This is a genomic window from Solwaraspora sp. WMMD406 (assembly GCF_029626025.1).
Taxonomy (GTDB): domain Bacteria; phylum Actinomycetota; class Actinomycetes; order Mycobacteriales; family Micromonosporaceae; genus Micromonospora_E.
This window is the reverse complement of record NZ_JARUBF010000001.1, coordinates 4,130,128-4,148,685: the sequence shown is the minus strand read 5'-3', so window position 1 is coordinate 4,148,685 and position 18,558 is coordinate 4,130,128. Positions and strand designations below refer to the sequence as shown.

Below are 18,558 nucleotides of genomic sequence, written 5' to 3'. Positions count from 1 at the left end.
TCAGCTGCCGGTGGCGCCCTCGCCGGTCCGCTCGGCGCCGCGTGGATCGACCGGGGACTCCGGCCTGGAACCGCCGGCCCGCCGTGGTGGCGGGGGTGGCCCGATGGTGACGTCGTCCCCGGTCTCGGCGACGGGATCAAGCTGTTCCGGCACCACCGGCGGAGGCACCAGCGGCGGGGGGACCAGCGGCGGCGGCTCCACCGGCGCGGGGACCAGTGGCGGGGGGACCAGTGGCGGGGCTGTGCTGGTCGGGGTGAGGATCGCGTAGATGGGGTCCTCGGCGGGCAGTTGTGGCAACGGGTCCAGGGGATCGCCGGTCCCGCCGGACATGGTCCGCACGGGACCGGCCTGGGTTTCCAGCGGCTCCGACAGGACCTTGGCTTCCACCGCGGCCAATGCCGCCTTGGCCGCTGCCGCAGCCCGCCGTCGCTGCACCGACCGCAGAATCGCCTGGAACGAATCGTTCGTCAGCGGCTGCCCCGCGGACCCCGAGGTCTCGGGCGTGTGCGAGACACGAGATGGTTCATCGACCGAGGAGGTGGACGCCTCGGACTGGTCAGGCGGTGTCGGAAGCGCGAGGGGATGCTCCGGGCGAGGGCCTGACCGGTCGATCGGTGGATCGTAGATCGAATCCGTTTCGGAGTCATCGTCCTGGATCAGGAACAAGGACTGGTCCGGTGGACCCGTCGACGCTCCTGGATCCGTGGCGGTCTGTCCGGTCGTCGTCTCTCCGGTCGTCGTCTCTCCGGTCGGCTCGGCCGTGGACGACCGCGCGGACAGGTCGGTCTGCACCAACCAGACCGAGGCGTCGTCGGCGGGCAGGGGAACGTACACCGGTTCCGGTGGCGGGACCGCCGACATGGCGAGAAAACCAGCGGGTACGTCGACGATGAGCGTCCCGGCCGGTCCGGTGATGTAGACGGTGACGTCGTAGCGGTACTGGAACATCCCCCGGGTGGACTCGACGTTGCGTTCCGACACGTCGGCGATGGACCGCTCACCACCGGACTCGCTGGGGAATTCGACGGCGAACGGCGCGTCGCCCCCCAGGCGGACGCCGGTTGCCACGTCCCGACGGCCGGATGGGCCGGCGGTGATGTTCACCTTGGAGCTCGAACTCTGCCCACCACTCGGTGCCTGCTCAGCCTGCTGGTACGCCCGGACCTTCTGATCCTTCAGCAACGTCTGGTTGTCGACGTCGTGATACCTCTGCACGGCCTGGACATCGAGGCTGACGGTGATCGGGGTGCCGGGAATCTTATAGCCGTGTCGGAGGAGATCCTTGACTCTGGTTCGCAGTTTCGGGTCGGTGGCGTTGTCGAACAGCGAGAGCATCGTGTCGCTGTGCCAGAGCAGTCCCGGCACCTGTCCATCGACCCAGGCCGTCGGTGGGAGCTGTTTCGGCAACACGGTGAATCCCGCCAGTTGTTCGACCTGTTCGGCGATCTTCACCATGGACCACGGGTACAGTGTCTGGTCGCCGAGCAATCGCTGGTTGAGCGTCGCCGGAGCTGCCGGCGGGCTGCCCCACCGAGCGCCGGGGGTGTGCGGGTACCCGGTCGGCACGGGGGCGCTAGCCGGCTGCCAACTGCCTGGCTTAGTGGACGACTCGGTCAGGTACTTCGGAACGAGCAGTTTCACGGTTCCCGGAAGTGGGGCTGGGCTCTGGTGATTCCAGTCCCAGTTGATCGGGCGGGAATTGTACCAGAGATCGTGTGCCCATTGCTCGTGCCCGCTGGCCGCGCTGGCGAGGAAGAAGGTCTCGCGTAGGAACTGCGACATCAGCACACCCAGCTGTGGCTTCTCATTGGTCAATCGAATCGTGACGTCGAAGGTCATCGGCTGTCGAAACTGACCCGCTCCTCCTTTGACACCGACTCGATAGATGTCCTTGACGTCGGACGACTTGCCTTTCTCCTGGTCTTTGCCCGTCGAGTAGGAAACCCCGAAGCTCCCGCCCGCGTCGGACTCGACATCTGGTTTTCCGTACCCTTTGATCTTGAAGATCTGGAAGGTCCACTCACTGCCGTTGCTGTCCGATTCGGCGGAGCCGTCCAGCGCCTCGCTCCTCATCAGCAGCGCCACGTCGCTGCGGTCCCGCTCGTGCGTCGGGCTCCCCGCCATGCTGCCCTTGACCTTGATCATCAGCAACCGCAGGTTGCCGAACGGGCTGGACACCGGAAAGATGCCGCGCGCCCCGGAACTGGTCAACGCGAACCACTGGCTTTCCAAAGAGGACGAGGAGAACTGCAGGGCCACCGCTCGGCGGAGCAGGTTCTGCCGCTCCCCTTTACCGATCAAGCCCTTGTCGGTCAGTACCGTCTCGATCTCGACCAGCACATCGTCGGCCTCCAGCCGTTCGGGATGACCGGCCGCACGGGCAAGATCCGGATCGACGTACACCGTCGACGGTGTCGACGTGGGGTCGGCCGGCGGATCGACGGCCCTCGGAACCGTCGACGACTCGCCGATGTCGTCTCCGGTCGACGGTTCACCGGATTCATCCCGGGTCTCGTCGGCGGTTTCGTCGGCACCGTCCGGTGGATTCAGGCCGAACTCCTCGGCGATCTCGACCGGCATCATGAATTCGAGCCCGGACGGCACCTTGAGATAGGCGGTGGTGACCTCCGCCTGAGGGTCGAACAGGCGATCCCAGCTGAAGACGTCCTTGATGTCGTTCCACTGCACGAGCCGGATCTCGAACAGCACGTCGCCCTGGTGAATGCTGGTGTCGCCACCGTACGTCGCTCGGGTGATGTCGGCACCACCGGTGTCGTGGCTCGAATCGTGGCCGACGGAGGAGACATGGGCCGGCGACGTCTCGACGTCGATCCGGCCCTGGGCTGCTTCGTCGTCCCCGTTCGGGTTGATCGCGAGATAGCTCCCGGTGAGCGTCCAACCAAACTTGTCGTCGGTACCGGACTCGCTGGCGAGTTCGCGGTTCGATTGCCCTTTCAGGTAGTGCTCGATCTCCACGCCCGAGGCGATGCGACCGGGACCCGACGACACCGTTCGCTGGCGGACGATCAATGCCTGGTGCGCGAAGACGCCGGACGGCAGCATGATGACCCAACCGCGCTTGTCGCCGAGCGCCCCGAAGTTGGCGTTCAGTTCACTCGGGACACCGAGCTTCCACAGCTCCTTCGGCCAGTTCAGTGGCTCGTCGAACCAGGACTCGCCCTTGCCGTTGACGCCTCGGTAGAGGCTGGCAGCGAGCGCCACGAGCTCCGGCATGACCACGAACGAACTCTCGACCGCGTTGACGCCGAACAGGTCGAATCGCACGAAGTCCCGAGATGCCGGATCGGTAGCGAGAGCATCCCATTCTCGCTGCACGCGCTTGCCACTCACGATCGAATTGGCGCGTCGGGCTTGATCGATTGTCAATTGACTCCGCGGAACGTGTTCGATGGAAGTGGAGATGCTGCCCTGGGCATCAAGTGTCCACGTCTGCCGCTGCGCAGACTCGGCCGCTTCTCGGATGACGATCTCGTACACGACCGCGTAGGTGTGCTCGATCACGTCCGTCGTGGTCTCGGTCCGGCGATACGACTGCACCTTCGCGGAACTTTTGTCACCCGACCCACCCGACCACTTCCGCTCGCCGCTCAAGCTCAGCGGTGCCAGCCGGCCCTGCTTGTGCACCGGAATCGCCGGGCCTCCGTTGAGGCCGAACGCCACGCTGTGCACGACACTGCGGGAACCCGCCGCGCCGCCCGAGGTGATCGTCCGGGTGTTGACGGACATCCCGTACTGATCACTTTCCTGATGCTCCTCCAGATAAGCGGTGACCAGGACGTCGTAGTCATGTCCGTTGATCGTGACGGTGAAGGGGTCACCGGCGATCAACCGCTCGGGGTCGGCCTTGATCGCCGATTCGCCCAGCCGATCGTTGATCACCTGCTCCGTCGCGCTGTCGAGGCGCGAGACGCCGCTGACGGTGCGCAGACCCTGCTCCGCCACCGGGGCGATGAGTTCGGCATCGGGGAGCGAGACGGCTACGCCCCAGCCGGTGCCGCGCCGGGTGGCCAACGGCAGCGACTCCTGGGCGACGGGTGCCGTGATGAGGAACCCTCGGTGCTGCGGCGTCGCCGTCGATCGACCGGCCGGGACCGGAGGTGCCACCGGTGGGAGGGCCATCTGTGGCTGGAGGGCCGGCGGGACGGCGATCGGTGCGGCGGGGGCCGGCAGGATGCCCGGCGGGACGACCGGCAGGACTGCCGGCTGGGGGGCTGGCTGGGGGGCCGGCGGCGGAGCGGACGTACCGCGACCGGTCGGCAACGGTTGGAGCCGGCGGTCGAGGTGCCCCACCGCGCCGCCGTCGATCCGCGGCGGCATCGGACGCTTGGCCAACGCCGGTTGCGGTACGCCACGAGTGAGGTCGCCGCCAGTCAACTTCGTCTCGAATTCCGATCGCTGCGGCAGCGGGACCCCGAGCTCGACAGGCACCTCGTTGGAGGTTACGTCGGCGATCCGCGGACCACCCTCCAACTTGGTGTGCAAGGTGGCCGCGTAGTGGACGAGATAGCGCGCCTGCGGAGACTTCCGGACCAGCACCGTGTGGTTGGACACGTCACCGGAGAGGTCGAGCGAGTAGCTCTGGGTGGAGCCCAGCTTCAGCTCGAAGCCGAGCGAGCCGGTGGCCCGCTGGCCGGTCGAGCCGATCAGCTCGGTCGCCTTGTGGACCAGACTGATCGCGTTGAGGGAAAAATCGAACCCCGCACCGCTGCTGGACGCCTCACCCTCGGATTCGCTGACCACGATACTCATGTCGTCGCGGACCTCGACGTCGGGCGCTGACCCGATGAACTCGACCCGGACCGGCTTCACCTTCAGAATCAGGCTGCCCTTGAGGTCTCCGAAGGACAACGCGTCCGTACGGGCACCGTTCGTCAACAAATGGGTGCTCCGGTTGATCAGACTCCGCTCGTTGACCAGCTGCTTGACACCCGCCTGCGCGATCCCGACCTTCTGCTCGATGGTCAGACGGCTGGCGGCCAGTTGCCGATGCCACGCGGTGATCAGCGGCGTCAGGCCGATCGCGTTGACGACCGGGCGTGCCTTGGACAACTGCTGTGTCCCGGACGGCCCCGGCTGGGCACTCTGGCTGGGCACCGACGGACCGGCCGGTGCCGGCCGGCCGTTCGCCGGATTCGTGTACTGCTGCGGCACGACCACGACGAGGCCGCTGGCACCAGGTGGATCGCTCGCCGTCGACCCGTAGCGTTCCCCGTCGACGAAGATGTCGAACCCGAGCTCTGCGTCGAGCAACTTCGTGCCCTTGACGAACATCTGCCGACCGGACACCACGGTCCGACTTTCCGACCCTGGCTGACTGAACGAACCTTCCATCTTGAACGGGAAATTGAAGACGAGACGGCTGACCCGTCCGGCGAACCCGGGCAGGCCGACCAACATCAACTCGAGGGGCAGCGGTACGGTCCGCTTGGACTCGGTGTCGTGCGACGAGCCGCCCGAACTGGATCCGAAGACCACCTTGTACGGCTTGGCGCCACCCCGGGTACGGACGTGTTCGGTGCCTCTGCCGACGGTCGGTCGGATCCACAGTATGCGCTTGCCGACCCGTACGGTGATTCCCTGGACCAGTACGGCGTCCCACTTCTCCAGAAAGTCGCTGTATTCGGGGTCCAGGAACCGGTCGGGCGTGCTGTCGTCGTCACTTTGATCCACGTTCGGTGCCGCGTAGAGTTCCCGCAACTGCCGGCGGATCTCGGCTCGGATGGCGTCGTGCTCGGCTGTGGTCAACACAAGACCGGCCGGACCGGACGACGACGTAGCGCCGGGTGGGGTGACGAGGGTGAGTCCCGTCATGAGGCGGTCGATCATCTGTGTCAGACCCGCCCCACGGCCACCGGCCGAATAGGCGTACATCTGTCCGTTCGCGCCGCCGTGACCGACGTACCACGGCATTTCGACGGTCGGTGGAGGCGGCGGCGGAGGCGGAGGCGGAGCCACCGGCCCCTCGTCGAACAACTCCCCGAACCCCAGATCGTCCAACACATCATCCGGCAACCCGGACAACCCCACCGGCTGCGGCACCACCGGAGGAGGCGGCGGAGGCGGAGGCGGCGGAGCCACCGGCCCCTCATCGAACAACTCCCCGAACCCCAGATCGTCCAACACATCATCCGGCAACCCGGACAACCCCACCGGCTGCGGCACCACCGGAGGAGGCGGCGGAGGCGGAGGCGGCGGAGGCGGAGGCGGAGGCGGCGGAGCCACCGGCCCCTCATCGAACAACTCCCCGAACCCCAGATCGTCCAACACATCATCCGGCAACCCGGACAACCCCACCGGCTGCGGCACCACCGGAGGAGGCGGCGGAGGCGGAGGAGGAGGCGGAGGCGGAGGAGGAGGTGGAGGCGCAACCCCTCGACCAGACTCCGCCGGCTCCTCAGCGAAAAGAGTCTCGAGCCCCAGGTCATCCGGGAAATCGTTGGTGGTCGGTACTCGCGGTGGCTGTTGCGGTGGAGCAACGGTAGATGACACCGCACCAGGCGGAGGCGGAGGCGTTACGACCGTAGAGGGCTCCACCGGAGAAGGCTCGATCGCGACCTCACCAAACCTCCCCAACCTAAGATCACCCGCGACATCATCGGTCAGCCCCGGGCCCGGTGTCGCCGGCGACACCACCGGCGGCACCACAGCTGGCGGCAGAACACCCGGCAGGCTCGACGGGCCTTCCCCGGTCACCCGCTCCGGTCCGGGACGGGCCGGCAGGTCAGACAGCTCGATCCCGCCCTGCGGGTCGCCCGGGGGCGGGTCCTGCGACGTCGTCACCGGGTGCGACGGATCATCGGACGGCTGACCCGGTGCCCGGGGTGCGAACTCGTTCGGGCCCGGCCGGAGCGGCCGGTCGGCGCCCCGATAGCCACCTGTCTCGTCGACCGGCCCGATGACCCTGCTGAGCAAGCTCAGGTGGCGTGGCCGCAGACCTGCCTCGAGCCAGGTGTTCCACCCGTCCTCGGCGGTGGCGACGCCCGATCCGTCCGGCTTCGGCTTCGTGAAGTCGCCCAGCAGACTGCCCGGCACCTCACCGTCACCCGACCGGTCGTCGCGCAGGCCGAGCTGGTGGGCGAGTTCGTGTACGTAGTGCAGGCTGCTCGCGTCCGGCCACCACGAGTACTGGTTCATCGGCTTGTCACGGTCGACCACGTTCACCGCGAGGTGCGCCGCTTCAGGTGACGACGCCCGGACGACCGTCACGTGCAGCCGACTACCGTCGACCTGGTATCCGGGCAGGTTCAGCTGGCTGTGCACGCCGGCTGTCAGGTCGCCGTACATCCGATCGACGTCGGCCGGTCCGGCGACGTCGCCGCCGTCGATCCAGACCCGTACCTCCAGGTCGGTGTAGACCTCGCCGCCGAACTCGACCCGGCGCGCGTCGAAGCCGGACCGCACGACCAGACGGTCCTGACCTTCGGGGCCGAACGGGGTGATCGGGTCGACCCACGCGTGTTCCCGCACGCCGACCGTCGCGGCACGGCGGGCCGCCGCCCAGTCCGGGTCGTCGGCGGCCGGCGGGGCGGCGGGGGTCGATGGCGGCGGAGCCGACGGGGACGACACCGGCGGCAGCGTCTCGATGTCGAGTCGGTTCTCGACGGTGGTCGGCACCGGCGGTACGGACAGCGGGTCCCCGGTCCGGCCCGTCGGGGCAAGATCGACCGGTGGAAGATCGACCGTCGAAGGGTCGACCGCCGGAGGACCGGAGTGCGTCGGCACGGCCGAGTGGTCGTCGATCTGTTGCCGGTCCCGAGCGGAGCCGTCCGACGTGGGGTCGGTCGAGTCCCGGTTTCCACCGAGCACGTCGGTGATGTCCCGGGACACCACCGACTCCACGCCGGGTTGACCGGCCGACGGGCGTGGCTGCGGCACCCCGACGTCGTCGCGCGGCGGTGCCTCGGCGTCGTCGCGCGACGGCGCGGGTTCCGATCGCTGGTTCCTGGGGACCGAGGTGTCGATCGCCGACGGGTCACTGGCCGGGCGGGACGGCGGGGCAGCCGGCGGGGTGCCGGCGGGTGGGGCCGGGGACGCCGGGCCGACGGTCTCCAGGGACGGACGCCCCAGTGGTGGTGGCCCGCCGACCCGCTCGACACCGGACCCGTCGACACCGGTGTTCGGTCGGACCGGTTGGTGGCGGGGACCCGGGTCCGAGCCGTCGTGCTGGGTGCCCGGAGGCGACGTCGGCGAGACAGGGAGCGGCGGCGGTGGGTTGAGCACCGGACTGCCCGGTGAGGTCAGCGCCTGCGGCGGCGGCACGACGGGCGGAACGACCGGCGGCGCGTTCATCGGTGACGGCAAGGTCACCGGTGTCGAGAGGTGGGCCGGGACGTCGCTGACCGCCGACGGTCGGGCGATCGGGGGCGGTGACGTACCGTTCAGGTCCACACCGCGCCCGTCCCGCGTGGACAGGTCCTCGGTCGGTCGCGGAACCATCGGATCAGGCACCGTGACATCACGCTGGTCGACCGTACGGTCGACGGAGTCGCCGCTGTCGCCGGAATCGGTGCCGGAGCGGTTCGTCGTGGGAGGCGGCTGGGGTCTCGGGTCTTGGCCACCCGGCGGCGGATCCCGCCTCACCTGCGGCGGATCGTCGACCATCGACAGCGGCGGTGGCGGGCCGAAGGTGAGCTGGCCCAGCCAGTTTCCCAGCGGTGTGGCCAGCTTGAGCTCGGTCAGGGTCTGGATCACCGCCGCCGTGGCGGCCAGGCCGGGCATCTCACTGTCGATGTCGACCTTGCCGTACACGGCGGCCCCGGAGATCACCTCGCCGAGGGTCTCGCCGACGGCCGTACCGGCAGCCACCGCCCCGAGGATCACCGGCAGGTGACGGTTGGACACGGGGCCCGGCCGGGTTCCGGGTGGCCGTCCGCCGCCCGATGGCGGGCCGTCGACGACCCGTTTGACCGGGGGTGGGCCATCGCCGAAACCTGATCCACCGCGTGGCGGCGGAGGGCCGAGGTCGAACCCGCCCGGCCCGTCCGGCCCGTCCGGACCCAGGCGCGGGGGTGGCAGGAACTTGCGGAGCAACGTGTCCGTGATGAGATGTTGGAACAGACCCGAGAAGTAGCCGCTCAGCAGCGACGAGGTGATGTGGTCGTCGTTGAACTTGTCGCGGTTTCCTTTGTCGATCTGGTACTTCTGCACTCCGGCCGACATTCCTCCTTCCACGAAGGCGGAGATCGGCCCGTGGATGAACAGCCCCGACATGAACGTCTTGAACCAGGGCGAATTAACCACCGTCTTGAACAACGGTGAGGAAATGATCCGCATGACGAGCCGGTTCATCGCGAGCCGGATCAGCATCCTGGTGATGGCGAACTTGATCGGCAGCAGGGCAGTCGACAGTCCGAAGCTGAAGTACGACATCGCCACGGCGATCGCGATCTCCACCAGGAGCAGGACCAGCTCGGCGATGATCATCATCTTCATGTATTCGGCTTCGGTCGCCACCTCCCCCGCGAACGCCGCGAGCGCCTCCGCCTGTTCGGCCGCGCCTTCGAGGATCGACACGTCTCCGGAGACGAACTGTTCCATCTTGGCGGCGAACGCCTCGGCGGCCTGGCCTTCGAACGACCGTCGCACCCCGGCGACCAGGGACACGACGTGGCTCTGAAGTTCTGCGAGGTCGCCGGAGACGGCGAGATAAAGGTCTTCGACGGTACGCAGGATGTCTTCGTCGATGTCCGGCATCTTGGAGCCGGTCAACACCATGAACAGGTTGTTGACCTCGTCAGGGACGATGATCGCCACGGCTCACCCCGCAGTGGCTCACCAACGGCGTCCCCGGTTACCCGCGTCCGACTCGCCCTGATCGAACGTGTTGTCCGCCTGCTGGCCGTTGTCGTCGGTCATCAGCAGGACCGCCCGTACCGTACCGACCAGGGTCTTGAGATTTGCCGTCGGGCCGTCCACCTTCGAGCGGTAGACCTGGGCGATCTCGTCGGACGTGTCGCCGGCACCGGCCAGGTTGAGTTCGTGGATCTGGTCGATCGCGTCGTCCAGGCGTGCGAGCACCTGTTCGGCCTGCCCGAACCGGGAGAACCGAAGTCGCAGATCGCTCGGTACCGACAACTCCGACATGGATGCCTCCCCGGCGATCCTCGAAGGTACCTGTCTGGTCGGTACCTGTCTTGTCCTCAGTCGACGCGGCCGGCCTGGCGGGCCGCGTCACGGATCGGTGCGAGCAGGTCCTCCAGCGGGTTACCGCCAGTCATCCCGGTACGGATCCGGGTGCCGCGCTCGACGAACGCCTGCACCGCCTCCTCGGTTTCCGCCGCCATCTGGGAGCGGGCCTGCTGGTAGGCACCGACGATCGCCTTGGCGAGATCGGCGGCGGCCATCGACCGGTAGGCCTGCCCCTGGAAGACGATCTCGTTGAGTTCGCCCTGGGCTCCGACCACCACGGTCATCGCCCGGTCGGGGGTGGTCACCGAAGCGCTGCGCTCCTGCAGGGAGCGCTGCATCCGGTGGAGATCCTCCTGGTAGCGACGGACCTCGGCCAGGCCCTGCTGGATCTGCGACTCCCAGGCGGAGCTCATCAGCCGCCCAGGATGTTGGTGCTGCGGCGGTCCGAGTCGATGTGGATCTGCTGCATGTCACCCAGCGCGAGAGCACCTCTGCCAAAGGTGCTCTGCATGCGCTCGTCGGCCTGCGACACGGCGAGCTTGAAGGCGTCCCACTCCGGGCGGGAGCCATCGGCCTCGAACGTGCGCTCGAACGGGGTGAGGCCCTGCAGCAGCTGCTGCATGGCGTTCTGCATCTGCACGGTGGCCTGTTGCATGTCCGTGATCGCCTGACTCACACCGGAGTGGTTGACGTGGATGTCAGCCATGGCCGCTCCTTCGCCCAGGACCCCGCGCCGAGCCGGGGTGAGTTGGAAAGCCGGGCGGGGCGGAGCCCGCCTCGTCGCGACGCTACGGCCGGTCCCGCGAAAGAACCAGGGCCACGCCGTGCCGTGCCGGCTAATTCTAGTGACTACCCCAGGTTTGTCAGCGCGGCGGCGGTGCCGACGGACGCCGCCGGTACTCTGTGAACTCGCAATGGCTCAGCTGACGGCCATGCCCCCCTCGGGCCAGCCCGAGGCCGGGCTACCACGCGCGGGCCCACGCGCAGGCCATGACGACAATTCGACGGGATGGACGATGCCCGCGTGACGCGCCAGGTGCTGACGGTCGACCCGTCCCGCCCCGCAAGCCACCGGACGATCGCCGAGGCCCTTCGCGCCGCCCGCCCCGGTGCCCTGATCACCGTCGCGCCCGGCCAGTACGACGAGCGCCTCACCATCACCACCGTGGTCACCATCGTCGCGGCCGACGGCCGGGGCTCGGTGCGGCTCAGCACCCCGACCGGGTCCGTCGTCCGGGTACTCGGCGAGGCGGTCAAACTCTCCGGGCTGATCCTGCTCGGCCAGGACCGGGACCGCCCGACCCTGGAGGTGCTGCGCGGGCAGGCCGAGACCGACGACTGCGAGGTCACCGGGGCCGGCTGGACCGCCGTACTCGCCGCCGATCGCGGTGCCGTGGCCATGCGGGGCTGCCGGGTGGTCAACCCCGAAGGCGCCGGCGTGGTCGACACCTCCGGAGCCGGCAGTGTCCTGGAAGACTGCGTCATCGAGCACATCGGCACCTCCGCCCTGGTCATCGCCGAGCGCGGCGATCCGACGGTCCGCAGATGCGTGCTGCGCGACGCGCGCGGCAACGGCGTCTGCGTCAACGGCCAGGGACGCGGGCTGATCGAGGACTGCGAGGTGTCCGCCACCGACAAACCGGCGATCGCCCTGGAGCAGCAGGCGACGACCCGGATCCGGCGTACCGCCGTGCGAGACACCACGGTCGGCGTCTACGTGACCAGCAAGTCCCGGGTGACCCTGACCGACTGCCAGGTCAGCGACACCCGCAGCCACGGTGTCGTCCTGGGCGACGTGACCGATCCGCACCTCGACGGGGTACGGGTGGACCGCGCCGGCGGCTACGGCATCTGCGTCGTCGAGCAGGCCCGAGGCACCTTCAGCGGATGCGAGATCACCGAGCCGCACCTGGACGGACTGCTGGTGAAGGGGGCCGCCGGGCCGGTGCTGACCGACCTGACGGTCCGCCGGGCCGGGGCCGCTGCGGTGGCGCTCACCGAACGGGCCAACCCGCAGCTGCACCGGCTCACCGTCGACGGCAGCGTCGGCGTCGGAGTACGGGTGGACGACTCGGCAAATCCGCTGCTGCGCGACTGCCGGATCACCGCCGCCGGCGGGCACGGTCTGCTGGTCGACGGCGGCGGACAGGGCCGGTTCGAAGGGGGCGAGATCGTGGGCAGCGGCACGGACGGCGTACGGGTGGCCGGCGGCGCGCATCCGCGCGTCAGCGCGCTGGTGGTCCGCGACGCCGCCCAGCACGGCATCTCGATCGGTGGCCGGGCCCGGGTGACCGCCACCGACTGCGAGGTGAGCGATTCGGGCGGCCACGGCCTGCTGGCCGAGGAGTACGGGCACTTGGTCGCCGACCGATCCCGTTCGCTGCGTAACCGCCGGCACGGCGTGCAGGTCGGCAACCATGCCCGCGCTTCGCTCACCGGCTGTGTGGTCGACGGCAACCACGGCGACGGGATCCGGGTGGACAGCGCCGAACCGGTGACGTTGACCGACTGCCAGCTCACCGGCAACCGGGGTGCCGGGCTGCGGCGGTCCGACCTGGCGGCCCGGGTGTCGTCGGACAACACGGTGGACCGGGACAACGATTCGGCGCTGGCGGCCGACGGTGCCGACGTCGGCTCCGACGTCGACCCGGCTTCGGACGACAGCCCGCTGCGGCAGCTCCAGACGATGGTCGGGCTGCCGACCGTGAAGCGGCAGTTGACCAGTCTGGTCGACCTCAACCGGATGGCGCAGCGGCGGCGGGCCGCCGGGCTGCCGGTGCCGCCGATGAGTCGGCACGCGATCTTCGCCGGGCCGCCGGGCACCGGCAAGACCACTGTGGCCCGGCTGTACGGCGGGATCCTCGCCGAACTAGGGGTGCTGCGCAGCGGGCACCTGGTCGAGGTCGGCCGGGGTGACCTGGTGGCCCAGGTGATCGGCGGGACGGCCATCAAGACCACCGAGGTGTTCACCTCGGCGCTCGGCGGGGTGTTGTTCATCGACGAGGCATACACCCTGACCGCCCAGGTGTCCGGTGGCCACGACTTCGGCCGGGAGGCGGTGGACACCCTGGTGAAGTTGATGGAGGACCACCGCGACGACGTCGTGGTGATCGCCGCCGGCTACTCCGACGACATGCGCCGGTTCGCGGCGTCCAACCCCGGCCTGGCGTCGCGGTTCAGCCGGACAATCGAGTTCGACGACTACACGTCCGAGGAGATGGTGACGATCGTGGCCCGGCTCGCCGCCGCCCACCGCTACCAGCTCGGCCCGGGTACCGCCGAAGCGCTCACCGGCCACTTCGACCGGATGCCCCGGGACCGGACCTTCGGCAACGGGCGGACCGCCCGGCGTACCTTCGAGGAGATGGTGGACCGGCAGGCCGGCCGGCTCGCCGCCCAGCCCGACGTCGACGGCGAGGAGTTGACCACGCTGCTGCCGGCCGACGTCGCGGACGGAGTCGTCGGCGGGCCGGGCGACCGGGCGGGTGCGCCGGGCGACGGGCCGGGGCCGGTGGAGCGGCTACGCGGGATGATCGGCCTGCAGGGCGTCAAGGACGCGGTGGAGGACCTGGTCAACCTGCTGGCCGCCGCGCGGATGCGCCGGGCCGCCGGGCTGCCGGCCATGTCGATCGACAACCACCTGGTGTTCGCCGGGCCGCCGGGCACCGGCAAGACGACCGTGGCCCGGCTATACGGGGAGTTGCTGGCGTCGTTGGGCCTGCTGCGCACCGGTCAGCTGGTGGAGGTGGCCCGGGCGGACATCGTCGGTCGCTACGTCGGGCAGACCGCGCAGCTGACCCAGGAGGCGTTCGAACGGGCCCGGGGTGGGGTGCTGTTCGTCGACGAGGCGTACACGTTGACCCCGTCCGGCGGTGCCACCAACGACTTCGGGCAGGAGGCGGTGGACACCCTGCTGAAGTTGATGGAGGACCACCGCGACGACACCGTGGTGATCGTCGCCGGCTACACCGGACAGATGCGGCTGTTCCTGGCCTCCAACCCGGGTCTGGCGTCCCGGTTCAGCCGTACCATCACCTTCGACAGCTATTCCGACGACGAACTGGTGACGATCGTGGAGCGGGCGGCGGCCGAGGACGGCTACGAATGCCACCCGCGGACCCGGGAGGCGTTGCGGTCGCACTTCGCCGCCGTGCCCCGTACCGAGACGTTCGGCAACGCCCGGTACGCGCGTACCGTGCTGCAGGCGATGGTCACCCGGCAGGCCGGCCGGCTGCTCGGCCAGCCCGCCGCCGGGGTCGCCGAGATGCGGCTGCTGCTCCCCGACGACCTGCCACAGCGGGTCGGGGTCGCCTGACCGGACAGCGCACGGCAGCCGGACAGCGCACGGCAGCCGGACAGCGCACGGCAGCCGGACAGCGCACGGCAGCTGACCGACGGCGCTACGGCAGCGCGGCGGTATCCGGCTCGATCAGGGCGGTCTGTACCTCCGTCAGTCGCCGACGGGTGATGTGCTGGGCCCGGCCGGTGGGCAGCACCCGGGGCCGGACGTTGTTGAACAGCACCCCTTCCGACGGCGGGCAGGACAGCAGCAGCGCCGGGCTGTTCACCTCCAGCAGGGTCCGCAGCAGCGGATCCATCAACGCCCGGGACAACCCGTTCGCGCTGCGCGACACCACCAGGTGCAGGCCCAGTTCGGTGCCCTGGGCGAGGAACTCCAGCAACGGGGCGAACGGGCTGGGCCCGCTCGCGCCCGAGACCATGTCGTAGTCGTCGATCACCAGGTACAGCTCGGGGCCCTGCCACCAGTCGCGGCGGCGCAACTGGGCCGGGGTGATGGTGGAGTCCGGCAGCCGTTGGCGCATCGCCCGGGCCACCGACTCGACCATCTGTTTGATCGCCGAGGCGGAGACCCCGTACCCGAGTTGATGGTCGGTGGGGATCGCGTCGTACAGGCCACGGCGTACGTCGACGGCCATGATCCGCGCCTCGTCCGGGGTGTAGCGGGCGGTGACCGCCGCGATGACCAGCTTGAGCAGGTTGGTCTTGCCGGTCTCCGCGTCGCCGGCGACGACCAGGTGCGGCGTCTCCTCGAAGTCGTGCCACTGCACGCCGAGTGTCTGCCCCTCCCAGCCCAGCGGCACCCGCAGTGTGCCGTCGGCGGGTGGCAGCCGGTCGGCGGCGAGCACCACGGGCAGCATCCGTACCGTCGGGGCCCGTTGGCCGGGCCAGGCCGCCACCACCGCGTCGACGGTGCCGGACACCGCGTCGCCGGGATCGGCACGGTCGGTGACCAGGTGTGACAGGCGGGGCAGCGCGGTCAGAAAATGCAGTTTCGTCTCGGTGATGCCCCGGCCGGGGATCTTCGGGACGGTCTCCGCGATCCGCATGTTGATCATCGAGTCGACCGCGTCGCCGAGCCGCAGCTCCAACCGGGTGCCGAGCAGGTCCCGCAGGTTGGTGGAGATCTCCCCCCAGCGGGTGGCGGCCACCACCAGGTGCACGCCGTAGCTCAGCCCCCGGGACACGATGCTGCTGAAAGCCGGCATCAAGTCGATCAGATCCTGCCGTACGGTGGCCCACCCGTCGACGACCAGGAACACGTCGCCGTGCGCTTCGTCGGGGAACTCCCCGGCGGCCCGGCGGCGGCGGAAGTCGACCATGGAGCCGATGCCTTCGGTGGCGAAGAACCGTTCCCGGCGGCTCATCACCTCCAGCACCTCGGCGAGCGTACGGGTGATCCGTTCCCCGTCCAGCCGGCCGGCCACCCCGCCGACGTGCGGCAGCCGGGCCACCGCGGACAGCAGACCACCGCCGAAGTCCAGACAGTAGAACTGCACCTCGGCCGGGGTGTACGACAGCGCCATGCTCATGATCAACGTACGCAGCAGGGTGCTTTTGCCGCTCTGCGGGCCACCGGCGACCCCGACGTGCCCGCCCGCCCCGGACAGGTCCACGTCGAGCAGGTCACGGCGCTGGTCGAACGGCCGGTCCACCATCCCGATCGGCGCCCCCAGCCGCGCCGGGTCGAACCGGTGCCGCCAGGTCAGCCCCCGGCGCGGATCGACGGCGATCGGCGGCAGCAGGTCGTCGAGGTCCGGCGGGTCCCCCAGCGGCGGCAGCCAGACCTGGTGCGCCGGTGGGCCGCTGTCGCGCAGCCGGGCGAGCGCGATCTCCAACAACGACGGCGCGTCGGCGTCACCGTCGCGGACATCGGTGTCGGTGTCGGTCGGCTCGGCCACCGCCAGCCGGGCGCCAGCCGGGGGCTCGATCCAGCCGCTGCCGTACGCGACGATCCGGGTCGTCGGTCCGGTGCCGACGCCGGCCCGGCGGGCCGGGCGGTACCGGCCGGAGACGTACGCGGCCTTGAACCGCACCATCGTCGTCACGTCGGTCTTCAGGAAACCGTTGCCGGGCTGCGACGGCAGTTCGTAGGCGTCCGGCACGCCCAGCACGCCACGACTCTCCATCGCCGAGAACGTCCGCAACCCGATCCGGTACGACAGGTGCGACTCCAGTTGGTGCACCCGGCCCTCGTCGAGACGCTGCGAGGCGAGCAGCAGATGCACCCCGAGGCTGCGGCCCAGCCGTCCGATCATCACGAACAAGTCGATGAAGTCGCGGTGCGCGGCCAGCAACTCGCTGAACTCGTCGACCACCACGAACAGGCTGGGCAGCGGATCCAGGTCGGGTTCGGTCCGGGCCCGGCGGGCGGCGTACTCGGCGGCCGAGCTGACCCCCACCCGGCGCAGCAGCTCCTGACGGCGGACGATCTCGCCGTTGAGCGCGTCCTCCATCCGGCCGACGAGCGCCTCCTCGTCGGCCAGGTTGGTGATCACCGCCGAGGTGTGCGGCAGCTGGTCCAGGCCGAGGAAGGTGGCACCGCCCTTGAAGTCGACCAGGATCAGGTTGAGCGACTCCGACGAATGGGTCAGCGCCAACGCCAGCACCAGGGTGCGCAGCAGCTCCGACTTGCCGGAGCCGGTGGCACCGATCAGCAACCCGTGCGGGCCCATGCCGCCGCGCGCCGACTCCTTGATGTCGAGTTCGACGGTGCGCCCGTCGGCCGACACACCCAGCGGCACCCGCAGCTGTCGGTCCGCCGGCCAGCGGTGCCACAGGTCGGCCGGGGCGTGCCGGTTGAGGTCGGCGATGCCGAGCATGGCGGTCAGTTCGACGTCGGCGGTCAGCGCCTCGCCGGCTTCCGCTCCGCCGCCGAGACGCAGCGGCGCCAAACCGGTCGCCACCGTACGGGCGACGACCGAGCCCAGCCGCACCGGCCGGCCCAGGACGGTCACCCGTTCCGACTGGTCCGGCGCGGCGGTGACCGTCTCCACCTGGTCGGCGGAGATCCGCAGCCACAGCGTCTGCGTCGAGGTACGCCAGGGCAGCGCGCCGGCCAGGTCCAGCACGGTGACCCCCCGGTAGCCGTCCAGCAGGATCCGGCTGGTGTCGGGAACCTCGACACCGTCGAGCAGCACCACGGTGTACGGCTCCTCGGCCGTCGCGGTCGCCGCCGGGGTGAATCCCGGCCGGGTGGCCAGTTCGTCGCCGAGCAACCGTTCCAGGTCGGCGACGTGGTCGGTGAACAGCCGAACCGGTCCGGCGCCGTCGTCGTCGGTGGGATGCAGGGCGTGCGGCAGCCACTTGACCCATTCCCAGCGCTGTCGCACGGCACCGGCGGCGACCACGACGATCCGCAGCTCGTCCGGGGCGTGGAACACCGCGAGTTCGGCGAGGACCGCGCGGACCAGGCCGACCGCGACCGACCGGTCACCGTGCAGCAGGACCCGCGCGTACCGGTTCAGCGGTACGGCGATCGGCTGGTCCGGGACGGTGCGGTACGCCTCGACGAACCGGCGCAGCGCGTGCGCCGACAACGGCTCCAGGTTCTCCACCGGTTTGGTGTGCAACGGGTGGAAACGCAGCCCGAGTTCCTGCACCCCGGTGGCGATCCGGACCTCGGCGAAGTCGTCGTGGCCGGGTCGGCGTTCCCACATCCGGGAGGTGCCGATGAAGCCGGGCAGCGCCGACGGGTCCGGGTGCCGCCAGGCCTGCGCCCGGTGGTGGCTGGCCACCGCCGCCCGTACCTGACGTCGGACCCGGCCCAGGTAGCCGAGGTAGTCACGGCGTTCTCCGCGCAGCTGCCGCTTGCGGTCGCCGGCTGTGCGCACCACCTGGCTGAGGACCATGGCCAGGGCCGCGATCAGCATCAGTCCGATGGCGAACACGGTGAGGCCACCGCCGCCGTGCCCGACCGGCCGCAGGAAGATGATCACCATGCCGAGGGAGGCGAGCGCCATCGGCAGGTACGTCAGCATCTGCGCCAGCCCGCTCACCGGTTCGGGCAGCTCCGGCGGTTCCTGGAGGGTCATGTCGCCCTGGACGGCCTCCGGACCGGCCGGCCGTGGCTGCCGGCGGATCAGCAGCGTACTCACCGCGCCATCCTGG

At 69.8% G+C, this 18,558-nt stretch carries 6 protein-coding genes; 1 reads left to right on the top strand and 5 read right to left on the bottom strand.

Features of this window, described 5'->3' with window-relative positions:
- Genes O7632_RS18070 through O7632_RS18055 form a run of 4 tightly spaced genes read right to left on the bottom strand, consistent with a single transcriptional unit; the run spans position 1 to position 10,855 of the window.
- The gene (locus O7632_RS18070; RefSeq protein WP_278115861.1) at positions 1-9,774 is read right to left on the bottom strand and encodes a hypothetical protein; all 9,774 of its coding nucleotides are present in this window, start codon (positions 9,772-9,774) and stop codon (positions 1-3) included.
- An 18-nt stretch (positions 9,775-9,792) separates the two neighbouring features.
- A complete protein-coding gene (locus tag O7632_RS18065) occupies positions 9,793-10,104 on the bottom strand; it encodes a hypothetical protein (RefSeq protein WP_278115859.1) in 312 nt (103 codons plus the stop codon).
- 56 nt (positions 10,105-10,160) lie between these two features.
- A complete protein-coding gene (locus O7632_RS18060) occupies positions 10,161-10,562 on the bottom strand; it encodes a YbaB/EbfC family nucleoid-associated protein (RefSeq protein ID WP_278115857.1) in 402 nt (133 codons plus the stop codon).
- A complete protein-coding gene (locus tag O7632_RS18055) occupies positions 10,562-10,855 on the bottom strand; it encodes a hypothetical protein (protein WP_278115855.1) in 294 nt (97 codons plus the stop codon). The genes O7632_RS18060 and O7632_RS18055 overlap by 1 nt, the downstream gene beginning before the upstream one ends.
- A 318-nt stretch (positions 10,856-11,173) precedes the next feature.
- Between O7632_RS18055 and O7632_RS18050 the strand changes: the two genes are divergently transcribed.
- A complete protein-coding gene (locus O7632_RS18050) occupies positions 11,174-14,464 on the top strand; it encodes a right-handed parallel beta-helix repeat-containing protein (protein WP_278115853.1) in 3,291 nt (1,096 codons plus the stop codon).
- 85 nt (positions 14,465-14,549) lie between these two features.
- Here the strand turns inward: O7632_RS18050 and eccCa are convergent, their stop codons facing one another.
- Positions 14,550-18,482 carry a type VII secretion protein EccCa gene (gene eccCa, locus O7632_RS18045; RefSeq protein WP_347403634.1) on the bottom strand — a complete coding sequence of 1,311 codons (3,933 nt, stop codon included), beginning with the start codon at positions 18,480-18,482 and terminating at the stop codon, positions 14,550-14,552.
- Positions 18,483-18,558 lie beyond the last annotated feature (76 nt).

Bases quoted from the DNA above. Each gene is read 5' to 3' on its own strand.
- O7632_RS18065 (WP_278115859.1), bottom strand. From the start codon at position 10,104: ATGTCGGAGTTGTCGGTACCGAGCGATCTGCGACTTCGGTTCTCCCGG.
- O7632_RS18060 (WP_278115857.1), bottom strand. From the start codon at position 10,562: ATGAGCTCCGCCTGGGAGTCGCAGATCCAGCAGGGCCTGGCCGAGGTC.
- O7632_RS18055 (WP_278115855.1), bottom strand. From the start codon at position 10,855: ATGGCTGACATCCACGTCAACCACTCCGGTGTGAGTCAGGCGATCACG.
- eccCa (WP_347403634.1), bottom strand. From the start codon at position 18,482: ATGACCCTCCAGGAACCGCCGGAGCTGCCCGAACCGGTGAGCGGGCTG.